The following is a 14,334-nucleotide window of genomic DNA, read 5'->3' as shown; positions in this document are numbered from 1 at the left end:
CTCAGCGTGCAAAAAGACCGGCTTTGCTGGCCAGCAAAGCGGCCTGGGTTCGGTTGCTGACGTTGATTTTATTCATGATCGCCGCGATATGCGTCTTCACGGTCGCTTCCGCGATGGAAAGCTCCCAGGAGATGACCTTATTGGGACGCCCCTCACACAGAAGCCGCAAAATCCGCATCTGCTGCGGTGTGAGCGTGGCAAAGGTGCGCGCCAGGGGCGGCTCCTTTTCCAGCTGATCGGGGCTGATGCCTTCGGGCAGAACCTGCTCGCCGCGCCACATCCGCTCGAAAGCGTCGCCCAGTTCTGCCCGCGGCAGGGTTTTGGAAATAAAGCCGCAGGCGCCCGCAGCCATGGCCGCCGAGACCCGTGCCCTGTCGATCTCAGCCGAAATCACCGTCAGCGGCACCGAACCCAGGCGGGCGCGCAGCTGCAGGACCCCTTCCATCCCGTCCACATCGGGCAGATTAAGGTCAAGCACCACGGCATCGGGTGCGCCTTCATTGCGGATTGAAGCTTCCGCCGCCGCAAGGCTGGCGGCCTGGCGCACACGTCTGAGCGAAAACAGATGGCCCAGTGTCAGCGACAGGGCCTCACACATCAGAGGATGATCGTCGACAATCAGAACATCCCGGATCACTGACCGGCCCGCAGCCCTGACGGGCGCTGCCGCCTGACTGAAATCAGTCTGGTGGTTCATCATAGTCCCCTCCCTGCGCGAAGGCCGGCCTCCACCCGGTTGTTCCCTCGCAGGGTCAGTTTACGCAAAGCAAACCAGGAAGCGAGAACTTTCTGTATACCGTGGTGTCCGAAAGGGATTTTTCTGCGATTACAGACCCTTCAGGGCCGCGGCCATCAGTCTGGCCAGGGCAAAAGCGCGCTGTTCCAGAATCACCGGGGTCTCGCAGACATAGGTCAGCGACTGCTGGCGATCGAGGAAGATGCGGGTTGACCAGTCGATTTCGGCCTCGACCTTATCGATGCGGTCAAAGTCTTTCTCATCGGCCGCCATCAGCTGATCAAAACTGCGCCGCTGCTCATTGATCGCCTGATCGAGACGGGCCTGCTTGTGGGCATAGCGGGTGATTCCTTCCATGACACGGGCGCGGCTGCTCTGGATCCGCTCAAAGGTGGCGAGGAATAGGGCCTGCATCTCATCGGCGCTGTGGCGGGCGGCGAAATCTGCGATCTTCGCTTCAGCCTCAGCCAGGGGCATGCGCCGGGCGGCAAGTTCAGCACCAAAGGTCCGGATTTCAGGCGTCTCAGCCAGAGCCTGTGCTTCTTTGCCTGCGGGCGGGCCGGGCCAGATCTGCGCGACCGAGAGCGCGGGCTGGCGGCGCTGAATGCAGGGCCAGTCCGGATCGGCCGGACCCGCCGCCTGAACGGGCAGAGCAATGAGCGAAAAGGCGACAATCAGTTTCAGCAATCGGGTCATGACTTCCCCCCCCGGGCCGCCCGCCAGAGCCCTCTGGCGGGGTTATACATGAACATGGTGAGGCCAAAAAACACCACCGTACAGCCCGCCGTGATCAGCAGGGCCTCGAAGTTGAGTTTGGCGTAGAGCGCAAATCGGATCAGCTCCACCGCATGGGTGAAGGGGTTGAAGGCGGCGATGTCATGCAGGAGCGGGCTCGACTCGCGCAGCCGCCAGAGCGGATAGAGCGCGGAAGAGGCGAAGAACATTGGAAAAATCACGAAGTTCATCACGCCCGCGAAATTCTCAAGCTGCTTGATGGCTGAGGAGATCAAGAGCCCCAGAGAACCCAGCATCAGCCCGGCCATGACCAGCGCAGGGGCCACGGTGACCCAGCCCCAGGGCGCGGGTTTCACCCCCCAAAGCCGCGCGATGAGCAAAAAGGCATAGACCTGCAAAAGCGCCACCAGCACCGAGGCCAGCAGCTTGGAGCCGAGCAGATACCAGCGTGGCGCCGGGCTAACCAAAAGCGAGCGCATCGCGCCGGTCTCGCGGTCATAGACCATCGAAAGCGAGCTTTGCATGCCCGCAAACAGCAGGATCAGCCCGCAAAGCCCGGGCGTGACATAGACTTCGTAAAGCACATAGGTGCGATAGGGGGGCGTGATCGACAGCCCCAGAACCGACCGAAATCCCGCGGCAAAAATGAAAAGCCAGACCAGCGGCCGCACCAGGGCTGCGAAGAAGCGCTCTTTCTGGCGGATGAAGCGCAAAAATTCGCGCAGCGCGATGCCGCGAAACACATACCACCAGCTCATGCAGCCGCCGCTCCGGTCAGGGTGAGGAAAGCCTGCTCAAGCGGGCGGTCTGCCGCGATGTCAGCGCAGGTGCCATCGGCGAGAACCGCACCCCGATGCAGCAAAAGGGCGCGGTCCCGGGGCAGAAGTTCCTCAAAAATATGGGTGGCCCAAAGCGTGCTGACGCCCTCTTCGGCGATCAGCCGGCGCACAAGGGCCAGAAGATCCGCGCGCGCGCGCAGATCCAGCCCGGCCGTGGCCTCATCCAGCAGCAGAAGCTGCGGGCGGTGCAAGAGCGCACGCGCAATTTCGGCGCGGCGCTGCTGACCGCCCGAAAGCGTGGCCACCCGGGACCGGGCCTTGGGGGCGAGATCCACCAGCTCCAGCACCTCGCCGATGCGCAGGCGCGCTTTTGCGGGCGACATGCCATGCAGGGCAGCGTGATAGCTCAGGTTCTGCTCCAGCGTCAGATCCGCATCAAGGGCGCGGCTTTGAAAAACCACGCCCAGCTTTGCCAGCGCCTGACGGGGGCTGCGGCGCAGATCATGCCCCGCAACCCGGATTTCGCCCGAAGACGAGTTGTAAAGCCGTGTGATCAGCGAAACGAGCGTGGTCTTGCCCGCACCGTTCACCCCCAGAAGCGCGCAGAACGCGCCCTGGGGGATCGAGAAGGAAATCCCGCGCAGCGCCTGAACCCGCCCGAAGCGGTGGCTCAGGCCCGAAACTTCCAATGCGGGCGAGGCCGCAGGCGCGGGGATCATTCCTTCCGGCGCTCCTTCTCGGTGAAGTCGGCATTCAGTTTGACGTCATACTGGCCGTCGGCGCAGATCACATCATCCAGATCAAAGCTGCCATCATCTTCGACTTCAATGTTGTCGCTGTCGACTTCGCATTTCATCGCCGCGAGAACTTCGTCGATTTTTGCGATCTGCTCAGCAGTGGCCTTGTCATCGGCAAAGGCCGGAAAGGCGAAAGCCGTCAGAGCGGTGGCAAGAAGAATTTTACGCATTATTTCACCTGTCAGCGAATGTTGAAGACGGCCTTCTGGCTGTCGCCCGAAGAACCAGGGATCGACAGCGTATAGCTGCCGGGCGAGATGGCAATGAAGCTGATCTCAGCCTCACCACCGGCGTCAAATTCCAGCGAATGGACACCCATCGGCCGGACTTCGATTTTGTTGATCACGATCTCATTGATCCAGATCGCGCGGAAGAAATCGCCACCCGACAGCGCCAGCTCGGCCGAGCCGTCAGCGACGATCTTCATCTTGTAATAGGCCCCGGATTTCAGATCGATCGGGCCTTCTGAGACCGGTTTGCCGGAGGCCAGCGTGAGCGGCGGCAGCGTCACCCGGTTCGCTTTGCCCATCAGCCCGGCGAAGCCATAGTCAAACTGCTGTGCGGTGGCGGCCCCTGCGCCAAGAACCAGCGCGGCTGCGATCAGAACTGCTTTCATCTTTCTTTCCCCCCTGAATTACGATTTCACCGCGACCACGCCCCAGGGCTGTTCGCCCACCGGGACCGAGACGGTGACTTCATCGGTCTCAGTGTTGATCACCGAGATGTCGTTGGAATTGCCGTTGGTGGTGTAAAGGAATTTGCCGTCCGGCGAGAAACCCAGCTGCCAGACGCGCTGGCCAACCAGCAGATAATCCGTCACCTCCAGCGAGGCGACGTCGATCACCGCCACACGGTTGGCCGGCCCAAGCGCGACATAGGCTTTTTTGCCATCCGCAGTGACGCGCAGCCCCACCGGCTGAAGCGCCTCGGGCAGAATACCCGCCACTTCGAAGGTAATCTTTTTGGTAATCTCATTGCTGGTGGTGTCGATCACCGAGACCGTGCCGCCGATTTCCGCCGTCACAAAAAGGATTTTCCCGTCCGGAGTATATTCGGCAAAGCGCGGGCGGCTGTCGACCAGGACGTTGGCGACGATCTCAAAGGTTTCGGTGTCGATCAGGTGGGCCATATTGGTCGTTTCCGACGTATTGACCACGATCTTGCCGTCCGGGCTGACGCCCATGCCTTCAGGCTCAACCCCGACCGGCACTTCGGCCAGAACCTGACGGGTCTCGGTGTCGACCACGGTGACGATATTGTCGTCCTCATTGGCGATGAACAGCTTTTTGCCTTCGGGGTGCAGCACGAAAAGCTCCGGGTCCGGACCCGAGGGCAGTGAGGGCAGCTCTTCATAGGTCGCCGCATCATAGACCCGCACCAGGTTGTCGTCTGAGGCGCAGACATAGATCACTTTGCCATCGGGCGAGGCGGTGATCCCGCGCGGGCGCTGCATTCCGGTGATCGTGTGGATCACCTCCAGCGAGGCGGCGTCGAGCACCGTGATCGAATTGCCTTTTTCGTTTGAAACGAAGATCTTATCGGCGAATGCGGGGGCCGTGCTTAAAATGGTGCAGGCGGCCAGTGCGGACAGAAGCTTCATATATCCCTCCCCTTATGATTATTTTTTGCAGCTGCTTTCCTGCCGGTCGATACCCAGGGTGTCGAGCTGGCTGGTCTGATGCAGAAATTCCTCCTGCGGCGAGACCGAACTGATCACCCGATCAGAGGCCAGCAGGATCGGCTGGCGCAACTGCCCGTCCCAGTCGCGGAAGGTCAGCTTCTGGCCTTTGAAGGCGGCAAGACTGAACTCCGGCGATAAAATGTGATCGCGCAGGGCTGCGAAATCGCCCCCCTTGGTGCGGGTCGCGGCTTCGCCGATCACCCGCAGCGCAGTCCAGACCTGGAAATCGGCCTCGGTGGCCTGGCGCCCGGACAGCTTTTCAAAGCGCGACTGCCATTGCATCGCGCCCCAGGCCTCATGCGCGGGATGCCAGGTCACGGGCCGAAGCCCCGCAGACCCTGCCACCGGGCGCGCGTCCCAAGTGTGATAGGGGAGCCAGTCCGCGAAAACACCGGAATGGTCGGCCGCGACCACCACGTGATGGTTCGCCGCCCCTTGGGTAAAGACCGGCATCTGCGCCTGGACCTGAACATGGCCACTGTCCGTGCGCCGCGCGCCGCCGGTGTCTTCAAAGACCTTCTCTGCGGTCAGTCGGGCACCGAATTTCTCGGCCGCCCGGCGGTAAGCCGCGCCGAGCGCGCGGTCCTGCGGGTGGCTGCCCTCAATCAGGAACCAGTCGCTCCAGCGTTTCCAGACCAGGTATTGCGCGAGAGCATCGCTGAGCATGGCATCTGAGGGCGCGATATGCAGCAGATTGGCGCGGCACCCTTCGGCGCGCAAAGCATCATCCGTGGAGAGGGCGTTAAAGATCACCGCCCGGTCCCCGGCCAGGTCTGCGGCCTGTGCGACGGCCGCGCTGTCACCAAGGATGACAAACCACTGCACCCCCTCCCCCAGCAGCCGTTCCATCTCGGGCGCGAGAGCTTCGGGGGCGAGCGCCTTCGTCTCGGTCTCAAAGCTTTGCTTCATGAAGGCGCCGGTCGTGGCATTGTCGGCCGTGCCCAAAGTCGCCCCTGCAAAGCCCGCATCTTCTGCCGGAAGGCTGAGGCGCGAGATCGGCATGGGGCCGGGCGCATCGATTCGCAGCACGGCGGCGCGGTAAAGAACGCTGTCACTTTGCGCCTGAGACACCGAGGGCGCGGCCATAAGCACAAAGGAGGCCGCCAACAGCGGCCCGGGTGATTTCGGAAATCGAAGCATGACATTTCTCCCTGGTGCCATTAGCGCCCGGGAGAAGGCGGCAGGGAAGCATTATTACATATTAAGAAATTTATAAGTGATTGAAATCAAAGGCACTCATACTTTCGTCTGACTGTGTCAGCCTGAATTCCCTGCTCAATCTGTCCGGGCAATGCGCCGCCAGGGGCGGTGCAGAGAAGGAAAGGAAGCGAAATGTTTGCAAAAATGGCAGCGGGATTTGTTCTGGCCCTGAGCCTCTCGACGCCGGTTCTGGCTCATGGACCGGCGCGATTGAAAACCGAACAAAGCATCGTGCTGGAGGCTCCGGTCGCGGATGTCTGGGCCGTGGTCGGAAATTTCAGTGACCCGTCCTGGGACCCCTCGACCGTGAGCTTCACGGAAGCCGCGAATGAAAAAGGCGCCACCCGCACCCGGGTGATGAAAACCGGCGGCGAGGTGACTGAGGAGCTGATGAAGCTCGACCCCGCGAAACATGCCATTTCCGTGCGTTTCGTCACCGACAATACCGAGGCGGTGAAGGCCTCGAACTACGCCTCGCATATCACTCTGAAAGACGAAGGCGGCAAGACGCGCGTCGACTGGCGCGGTGCCTTTTACCGGGCCTTCCCGCAAAATGACCCGCCCGCTGATCTGAACGATGAGGCTTCGACCGAAGCCGTGCGTGCTCATCATCAGGCCGGCCTCGACGCGCTGGCCGCGCGCTTCGGCAAGGTCAACTGATGCTGCTGCGCGCTGCGCTGTTCTGGGGGGCCCTTGCGGGCAGCGCGCAGGCCGATCTTGCGGTGATTACCAGCCAGGCGGCGGGCAGGCTGACCTTTCTTCAGACCGCCGATGGCAGCCTTCTGCGCGAAGTGGATCTGCCTGGTCAGCCCGCCGCCATTGCGGTCAGCGCCGCTCATGTGGCGGTGATCGCCGTCGGCAGCCGGACGCTGCATCTGCTGGATCCTGCGGGCAGAGAGGTGGCGCGCCATGTCTTTTCCGGCGCGCCCTTCGCCCTCGCCTTTGACGGGCAGAGCGGTGATCTTCTGGTAACGGATGCGATCGGGGCGGGGGCGGTGCATCGCCTCTCCGTTCCCGATCTGAAGCCTCTCGGTCAGATGAGCGCCGCTGCCAATCCCACCGGCATCGACAGCGATGCGGTGGGCTGGTTTGTCGTCGCGGCGCGGGATGCCGATCTTGCCCTCATCTATCCGCCGGGCTGCCGAAGCTGTTCCCCGCGAAGCGTCAGCGTCGGCCATCATCCCTTCGGCGTGACGCTGCACGAGGGGCGGGCCTATGTCAGCAATGTGCTGTCAGATGATCTTTCAGTGATCGACCTGCAAAGCGGGACAGAGATCGCCCGCATCCCCACAGGGGCCCGCCCCTATGCCACCACTTTCTCGGGGGGGCGGGGGTTTGTCAGCAATCAATATGACGCCAGCCTGACCGTCTTTGACGCCGCCGGTCTTAAGGTGATCGGAGAGATTGAGACCGCAGATTATCCCGAGGGTCTGTCAACAGACAGTGAAGGCCGTGTGGTGGTTGCGGCCTGGTTTTCCGATCTGGTGCAGATCTTTGACCCGAACACCCTTCAGATGATCTCCGAAAGCCCGGTGGCGGAAGGGCCGCGGGCTTTCGGCAGGTTTATCACGCTTAACCCGGCGCCTTGAGCATCTTGCCGTAATCATCGACCAGCGGCACCCCGGCATCGCGTAAAATGGCGTCGATCTCAGCCTGGTTGCGGCGGATCAGGCTGTTAAGCTGATGTTTCCACTCGATCTCCCCCGCACGCACGCCCATGGTGATGCGAAAGAAAAGCCGCGGTGTACCGGTTTCTTCCACCAGGGGCGTGACCTTCAGCTCCGGGAACTCTTTGGCCATGGGTCCGGCGATCGGGCCCCACATCAGCGCAAAATCCGTGACGCCCTCGCGCAGATCGCGCAGCATGTCCCCGGCGGGATTTTCCACCCGGCGATCGGTCATCAGATCATAGGGTTTGGCGAATTTCATCATGCCGCGCCGCGCCGCATGGGTCGTCACCGGAGAGCCTGCCACCACACCGCCCCTGCGTCCCTGCAGGCGCGGATCGGCCAGGGTCGTGACATCGGAGAGATCGCTGTCGCTGCGGGTCACCAGCACATGGGTTGAGGTATAGTAGTGATTGGTGTTCAGCACCAGTTCGTCACCCTGAGGGGCGCCGATCACCACATCGCATTTCCCCGCCGTCAGGGTCTGGCGGACAAAGCCGATGACCTGGGGAAACCAGGTATAGGCCAGCGGGCGCTCCAGCTTTTCGGACAAAAGCGCCGCGATGCGGTTTTCAAATCCTGCGCCCTCCTGAGAGGAGAGCGGCAGATTTGCAGGGTCCGCGCAGACGCGGAAGCTGTTTTTATCAACCAGATCCGCGACCTGCGCCGAAGCGGGACTGCAGAGCAGTCCCAGCGACAGACAGGCCGCAGCGGTCAGGCGATGCATTACGACCCCTCCATGCAGGCCTTTTCAGCAGCGGTATATTCCGCGGACTTGTCAACCCGTTTGGCCGGACGGCCGCGCGGGATCGCCTCAACGCCGCGGGCGCGCAGATAGGTGTAGATGTCGTCGAGATAGCACATCACATTGGGATTGGTCGCAAAGGCGGGCATCACCTGATTGGAGGACGAGTTGATCTCCTGCTTGCCGCTGGCGACCACGCCGACGAAATCATAGTAATCCATTTTGATCGCAGAGTTCTTCAGCGCCGGAGCATAGGTCGACCCTTCGCCGTCCGGCCCGTGGCAGACGTGGCATTCCGCGTGATAGCGCCGGAAGCCTGAAAAGGTCGGCCAGTCCACAGCGCCTTCGTCATTGATCGCAAAGGTCGGGATTTCATCGGCGTTGAAGTGGCGCACACCATCGGTGCTCGCAGCAGCAACATCCACCTCCGCCCGCACCGGAGCCGCAGCGGCAACAGCGATCAAGAGCCCCAGAAGCGGCGTGATAAAGTTCATGAATCAGTCCTCCCAATATTCCCGGGTCTGAGGCTAGCGGAGGAGCATGCAGCGGGACACTGGACTTTAGTAGGAGGCCTGCCCCCCTTTCGCTGCGCGCAGCGAAAAGCCGCCCCCCTGCGAAAGGGGGGCGGCTAAGAATTCTCAGTTCAGTCTGAGTGCGGATCAGTCCGGCAGTTTGAAGACGGTCAGCTGACCACCAAGCGCGGTGTAATCCGACAGGGCTGCATAGCCGCCCACGGCGCCGAGGCCGTCGTTCGGGTTGGTCAGACCTGCCGCCAGACCGATACCGGCCCAGCCGCCGATGCCCGAGAGCACGCCCACATATTGCTTGCCGCCATGCTCATAGGTGAAGACGTTGCCGATGATGCCCGAGGGGGTTTTGAACCGGTAAAGCTCTTTCCCGGTCTCAGAGTCGACGGCTTTCAGATAGCCTTCAAGCGTGCCGTAGAAGACGATATCGCCTGCGGTGGCCAGGGCGCCCGACCAGACCGAGAACTGCTCAGGCAGCGACCATTTGATCTCACCCTTGGCTGCATCCCAGGCGATGAAGTTGCCCATGCCGCCGTGGCTGTTGGGGGCCGGGAACATAGAGAGCGTTGCACCGACATAGGGCTGACCGGCCGCATAGCTGACGCGGAAGGGCTCATAGTCCATGCAGACGTGGTTGGTCGGCACATAGAAGAGATTGGTTTTCGGCGAGAAGGCCGCCGGCTGCTGGTCTTTGGAGCCAAGAGCTGCCGGGCAGATGCCGGTGGTATTGGTGTCTTCGCCGTTCTGTGCGGTCGAATATTCCGCCACAACCTGCGGACGACCATATTGATCGGAGTTTTTGTCCATCTCAACATGGGTTGCCCAGTTGACCTGCGGGTCGAACTTCTCAGCAACCAGCAGCTCACCGGTGACGCGGTCGAGGGTATAGGCGAAGCCGTTACGGTCGAAGTTGACCAGGACTTTACGCATCTGGCCATCGATTTCGATGTCAGCGAGGATGTTTTCGTTCACACCGTCGAAGTCCCACTCATCATGCGGGGTCTTCTGGTAGAACCAGGCAGCCATACCGGTGTCGGCATCGCGGGCCATGATGGTCATCGACCATTTGTTGTCGCCCGGGCGCTGGCTCGGGTTCCAGGTCGAGGGGTTGCCGGTGCCGTAGTAGATCAGGTTGGTTTCCGGATCATAGGTGGTCCAGCCCCAGGTGGTGCCGCCACCGATCTGCCACTGGTCGCCTTCCCAGGAGTTGAGCGAGCTGTCTTTGCCGATCGGCTTGCCCAGAACCATGGTTTTTTCCGGGTCAACCAGCATCTCGTCATCCGGGCCGGTCGAATAGGCGCGCCAGACCAGGCTGCCGTCTTTGGTGCTATAGGCGGTCAGGTGGCCGCGGACGCCGTACTCACCGCCCGAGATGCCGACGATGACCTTGTCGTTCACCACGGTGACGGTGGCGGTGTTGGTTTCACCCTTGGCCGGATCGCCGTTCACGACCGACCATTTCTCCGCACCGGTTTTCGCGTCCAGCGCGACCAGTTTGGTATCGGCCTGATGCAGATAGATGGTGTCATCGGCAAAGGCGAGACCGCGGTAAACGGTGTCACAGCACATCACCCCGATCACATCGGCGTTCTGCTCAGGAACGTAACGCCACATGATCTTGCCTTCATCGGCCAGGTTCAGGGCGTAGACCATGTTCGGGAAGGGGGTGTGGACATACATGATGTCGCCCACGACCAGCGGCGAGCCTTCATGGCCGCGCAGAACGCCGGTCGAGAAGGTCCATGCGACCTGCATCTTGCCGACGTTGTCTTTGTTGATGGCGTTCAGCTCTGAGTAGCGCTGCCCGGCATAGTTGCCAAGCTGCTGGCCCCATTGCTTGGCGTCCGCCTGCAGGGCTTTGACGGAGTCATTGGCGAATGCGGGTGCCGCAGTCGATACAAGAAGCGCGGCCAGCAGACCGGGCAGTGTTCTTTTCATCTCAGCTTCTCCTCCCGTGGGGTGACAGTGAACTCCGCCGGCCTCCTCAAACCTGGACGCGGGTTCTTAATATTCTCTTATCAAGCGGGGGCTGCGGGATTCTGTCAACGCCTGGCTGCATCGGTGCGACCAAAGTATGAGAGGGGGCGCAGGCCCCGGCCGCCGAATGAAAAAGGCCGCCCCTGAAGGGGCGGCCCGATCGGCGCAGAGGCCGGATCTGTCACTCAGCGGCGGTAGCCTGGGCGCTCAGGAAAGCGATGAGATCGGTGCGCTCATCTTCTTTCTTCAGGCCGGCAAAGGACATCTTATGGCCTTTGTACATCGATTTCGGATCGGCCAGGAAGCCGCTCAGGCGCTCAGCATCCCAGACATCCCCCGCTTCGCCTGCGGTTTTCAGAGCATCGGAATAGCCGAAACCCTCAAAAGAGCCGACGGTACGGCCGACCACACCATGCAGATTCGGTCCGGCCCGCTTCGGGCCATCAGCCTCTGCGGTATGGCAGGCGGCGCATTTACGAAACACTTTCGCGCCTTTTTCCACATCGCCTTCTGCGAAGGCTGCGGGCGCAAGGCTCATCAGGGTCAGCGCAGTCAGCGCACCGGTCAGTCGGATCATCTTTTCCTCCTCATAGTCCTGGGCCCTTTGTGCCTCAGGCGCGCAGGTTTGTCGCGTGGAACTTTACATGGTCCTGCATCACGCTTGCGACATAAAAATAGCTGTGATCGTAAGTCTCTATCAGCCGAAGGCGCAGCGGCTGGCGTTTGAGCAGCGCAGCCGTGGCCAGGGCCTCGGGTTTCAGCAGATCAAGGAACTGATCTTTGGCCCCCTGATCGATCATAATGGTGCCGGGATAGCCCTTCTCTGCCAGCAGGAGAGAGGCGTCATGGGCGGCCCATTTGCTCTCATCCGTGCCGAGATAGGCGGTCAGTTGTTTGCGGCCCCAGTCGCTGGCGGTCGGATTGGCGATGGGCGAGATCGCCGAGACCGAGCGGTAGATCTCAGGATGGGTCAGGGCCAGGGTCAGCGCGCCATGGCCGCCCATGGAATGCCCGGTAATTCCCTGAGCGTCGCGATCAAGCGGGAATTCGGCAAAGACCAGCTCGGGCAGTTCACGGGCGATGTAATCCCACATCCGGAAATGTGGCGCCCAGGGGGCCTCGGTCGCATTGACGTAGAAACCCGCGCCCTGTCCCAGATCATAGGCCGGATCATTCGCCACGCCTTCACCGCGCGGCGAGGTGTCGGGAAAGATCAGCGCGATGCCTTCTTCGGCTGCCCATTGCTGGGCACCGGCTTTGGTCATGGCGTTTTCATGGGTGCAGGTCAGGCCCGAGAGAAACCACAGCACCGGCACTTTGCCGTGTTTGGCCTGGGGCGGCAGGTAGACGGCGAAGGTCATCTCGCACTGGCAGGCGTCAGAGCTGTGTGAATAGACGCCCTGAACCCCTCCGAAGGAGGCGTTTTCTGACAGGGTTTTCATGGCAGGGTCCTTTGGCTGAAGCGCAAGGGGGGGATGTAAAAGCCGCCCCCCGCGCGACCGCCTGATCCCGCAGCGGATGCAGGATCAGGCTTTTCAGGGGTCTCAGAATTCGACGACGGCGCGGATAGACTTGCCTTCGTGCATCAGATCGAAGCCTTTGTTGATATCCTCAAGCTTCAGCTTGTGGGTAATCATCGAGTCGATCTCAATCTTGCCCTGCATGTACCAGTCGACGATTTTCGGCACATCGGTCCGGCCGCGTGCGCCGCCAAAGGCCGTACCTTTCCAGACGCGGCCGGTGACCAGCTGGAACGGACGGGTCTGGATTTCGGCACCGGCGGGTGCCACGCCGATAACCACCGAAACACCCCAGCCGCGGTGGGTGCATTCCAGCGCGTCGCGCATGACTTTGACGTTGCCGGTGCAATCGAACGAGTAATCCGCGCCGCCGATCTGGTCGAAGGGGGTCTTGGTCATCTCAACGATGTGCTGAACCACCGAGCCTTCGATCTTGGTCGGGTTCACGAAATGGGTCATGCCGAATTTGCGGCCCCATTCTTCTTTGTCGTCGTTCAGATCCACGCCGATGATCATATCGGCCCCGGCCATTTTCAGGCCCTGGATCACGTTCAGACCAATACCGCCCAGACCGAAGACAACCGCTTTCGCGCCGATCTCAACCTTAGCGGTGTTGAGCACGGCACCGATGCCGGTGGTGACGCCGCAGCCGATGTAGCAGATCTTATCGAAGGGCGCGGCCGGATCCACTTTCGCCAGCGCGATTTCCGGCATGACGGTGTGATTGGCGAAGGTCGAGCAGCCCATGTAGTGATAGATCGGGGTGCCATCGAGCATCGAGAAGCGGGTGGTGCCATCGGGCATCAGGCCCTGGCCCTGGGTCGAGCGGATCGAGGTGCAGAGGTTGGTCTTCTGCGACAGGCACGAGGGGCACTCGCGGCATTCCGGGGTGTAGAGCGGGATGACGTGATCGCCCGGCTTCAGCGTGGTGACGCCTTCACCGACCTCAATGACAACGCCTGCGCCTTCATGGCCCAGAATGCAGGGGAAGATGCCCTCCGGGTCGGCACCCGAACGGGTGAATTCATCGGTGTGGCAAAGGCCGGTGGCTTTAATTTCAATGAGGACCTCGCCCTTCTTCGGGCCTTCGAGGTTCACCTCCATGATCTCAAGGGGTTTGCCAGCGGCGAGGGCGACGGCGGCACGGGTGCGCATCATGGATATTCTCCTGCGGTTCGACTTGCTCAAAGGGCGGGGACAGATCCCCGGATCGGTTCAGACACAGCAGGGCCGGGCGGCGTGAACGCCGGTCCCGGCCCTGTCGGGAGAAAGCAGATCAGGCTTTCAAAGCGCCTGATTGTTTCGCGACATGGGTCGCAATCGCATCCATCAGCGGCGGCGAAAGCGCGTCATAGGGCTCAAGGCCCAGTTCTTTCAGACGGGCGCGGATATCGCCCATCCGCGACGGCTCAACACCGGATTCGATGACCGAGGAGACGAAAGCAGCAAACTGCGGCTCGCTCCAGCCGTCCTGATCGGAGAGTTCGGTATGGACAAAATCAAGGCCGTAGAACGGATGGCCGGTGTTTTCGATGCGGCCATACATATGTGCGCCGCAGCCCGAGCAGGCATAACGCTGGATGGGAGCCGCTTCATTGACGATCTTCAGCTTATGGCCATTGGCCGTGACGCTGAGCGCATCGCGCCCCACGACAGCCACCTGGCTGAAGATGGCGCCTTCGGGCTTCCAGCATTTGGTGCAGCCACAGACGTGGTTATGCGCGGTCTGGGCCGCCACTTTCACCTCAACGCGTTCGCTGGCGCAGTTGCAGTGCAGCGTGCCGCCTGCGAAATCCGCACGACCTTTTTTGACGCCACCATCCACCGCCGGGTGAATCTTCACATTCTCATAAGTCACAGTCTGCCCTCCTCCTGAATCGGACCGATCGCAGCGAGTGTCGGCCGCAGCCGCAGACCGCGCAATTCAGCAAAAGGGTGGAGGAGCGGGGCGCCGCCGGTGCCCAGAGCCT

General features: G+C 61.6%; 17 protein-coding genes. 2 read left to right on the top strand and 15 right to left on the bottom strand.

Annotated features, from left to right (window positions below; genetic code table 11):
* Position 1: 1 nt before the first annotated feature.
* The 8 genes from EP867_RS09780 to EP867_RS09745 all read right to left on the bottom strand — a co-directional run bounded on the left by EP867_RS09780 (position 2) and on the right by EP867_RS09745 (position 5,868).
* On the bottom strand, positions 2-697 hold the full coding sequence (locus EP867_RS09780; protein WP_128488707.1) for a response regulator: 696 nt from the start codon (positions 695-697) through the stop codon (positions 2-4).
* A 129-nt stretch (positions 698-826) separates the two neighbouring features.
* A complete protein-coding gene (locus tag EP867_RS09775; protein WP_241656877.1) occupies positions 827-1,432 on the bottom strand; it encodes a hypothetical protein in 606 nt (201 codons plus the stop codon).
* Positions 1,429-2,229, bottom strand: coding sequence for an ABC transporter permease (locus EP867_RS09770; protein WP_128488612.1), 801 nt, complete (start codon positions 2,227-2,229; stop codon positions 1,429-1,431). The genes EP867_RS09775 and EP867_RS09770 overlap by 4 nt, the downstream gene beginning before the upstream one ends.
* Complete coding sequence (locus tag EP867_RS09765) at positions 2,226-2,969, bottom strand: ATP-binding cassette domain-containing protein (RefSeq protein ID WP_128488609.1); 744 nt, start codon at positions 2,967-2,969, stop codon at positions 2,226-2,228. Before EP867_RS09765 ends, EP867_RS09770 begins: the two co-directional genes overlap by 4 nt.
* On the bottom strand, positions 2,966-3,217 hold the full coding sequence (locus EP867_RS09760) for a PepSY domain-containing protein (protein WP_128488607.1): 252 nt from the start codon (positions 3,215-3,217) through the stop codon (positions 2,966-2,968). The genes EP867_RS09765 and EP867_RS09760 overlap by 4 nt, the downstream gene beginning before the upstream one ends.
* Positions 3,218-3,228: 11 nt before the next feature.
* On the bottom strand, positions 3,229-3,663 hold the full coding sequence (locus EP867_RS09755; RefSeq protein ID WP_164888826.1) for a cupredoxin domain-containing protein: 435 nt from the start codon (positions 3,661-3,663) through the stop codon (positions 3,229-3,231).
* 18 nt (positions 3,664-3,681) lie between these two features.
* Positions 3,682-4,647, bottom strand: coding sequence for a PQQ-dependent catabolism-associated beta-propeller protein (locus EP867_RS09750; protein ID WP_128488605.1), 966 nt, complete (start codon positions 4,645-4,647; stop codon positions 3,682-3,684).
* A gap of 18 nt (positions 4,648-4,665) precedes the next feature.
* Complete coding sequence (locus tag EP867_RS09745) at positions 4,666-5,868, bottom strand: ABC transporter substrate-binding protein (RefSeq protein ID WP_128488603.1); 1,203 nt, start codon at positions 5,866-5,868, stop codon at positions 4,666-4,668.
* Between the two features lie 192 nt (positions 5,869-6,060).
* Here EP867_RS09745 and EP867_RS09740 point away from each other — a divergent pair, with 192 nt between their 5' ends.
* Positions 6,061-6,588, top strand: coding sequence for an SRPBCC family protein (locus tag EP867_RS09740; protein ID WP_128488601.1), 528 nt, complete (start codon positions 6,061-6,063; stop codon positions 6,586-6,588).
* Positions 6,588-7,517, top strand: a complete 930-nt coding sequence (locus EP867_RS09735) for a YncE family protein (RefSeq protein WP_128488599.1) — start codon at positions 6,588-6,590, stop codon at positions 7,515-7,517. The genes EP867_RS09740 and EP867_RS09735 overlap by 1 nt, the downstream gene beginning before the upstream one ends.
* Here the strand turns inward: EP867_RS09735 and EP867_RS09730 are convergent.
* The 7 genes from EP867_RS09730 to gfa form a co-directional block, all read right to left on the bottom strand.
* Positions 7,501-8,322: a substrate-binding domain-containing protein gene (locus EP867_RS09730; RefSeq protein ID WP_128488597.1), complete on the bottom strand. Its 822-nt coding sequence runs from the start codon at positions 8,320-8,322 to the stop codon at positions 7,501-7,503. The genes EP867_RS09735 and EP867_RS09730 overlap by 17 nt on opposite strands.
* Entirely contained in the window at positions 8,322-8,834 is a 513-nt protein-coding gene (locus tag EP867_RS09725) for a c-type cytochrome, methanol metabolism-related (RefSeq protein ID WP_128488595.1), read from the bottom strand. The genes EP867_RS09730 and EP867_RS09725 overlap by 1 nt, the downstream gene beginning before the upstream one ends.
* A gap of 165 nt (positions 8,835-8,999) precedes the next feature.
* On the bottom strand, positions 9,000-10,805 hold the full coding sequence (locus tag EP867_RS09720; protein WP_128488593.1) for a methanol/ethanol family PQQ-dependent dehydrogenase: 1,806 nt from the start codon (positions 10,803-10,805) through the stop codon (positions 9,000-9,002).
* Between the two features lie 220 nt (positions 10,806-11,025).
* A complete protein-coding gene (locus tag EP867_RS09715) occupies positions 11,026-11,421 on the bottom strand; it encodes a c-type cytochrome (RefSeq protein WP_128488591.1) in 396 nt (131 codons plus the stop codon).
* A 34-nt stretch (positions 11,422-11,455) separates the two neighbouring features.
* The gene (gene fghA / locus EP867_RS09710) at positions 11,456-12,286 is read right to left on the bottom strand and encodes an S-formylglutathione hydrolase (RefSeq protein WP_128488589.1); all 831 of its coding nucleotides are present in this window, start codon (positions 12,284-12,286) and stop codon (positions 11,456-11,458) included.
* 102 nt (positions 12,287-12,388) lie between these two features.
* Positions 12,389-13,519, bottom strand: coding sequence for an S-(hydroxymethyl)glutathione dehydrogenase/class III alcohol dehydrogenase (locus EP867_RS09705; protein ID WP_128488701.1), 1,131 nt, complete (start codon positions 13,517-13,519; stop codon positions 12,389-12,391).
* A gap of 121 nt (positions 13,520-13,640) precedes the next feature.
* A complete protein-coding gene (gene gfa, locus EP867_RS09700) occupies positions 13,641-14,222 on the bottom strand; it encodes an S-(hydroxymethyl)glutathione synthase (RefSeq protein ID WP_128488587.1) in 582 nt (193 codons plus the stop codon).
* Between the last annotated feature and the right edge of the window lie 112 nt (positions 14,223-14,334).

Source organism: Falsigemmobacter intermedius (genome assembly GCF_004054105.1).
Classification (GTDB): domain Bacteria; phylum Pseudomonadota; class Alphaproteobacteria; order Rhodobacterales; family Rhodobacteraceae; genus Wagnerdoeblera; species Wagnerdoeblera intermedia.
Note: the sequence above shows the minus strand (reverse complement) of the source record. Positions and strands in the feature narration are given on the sequence as shown.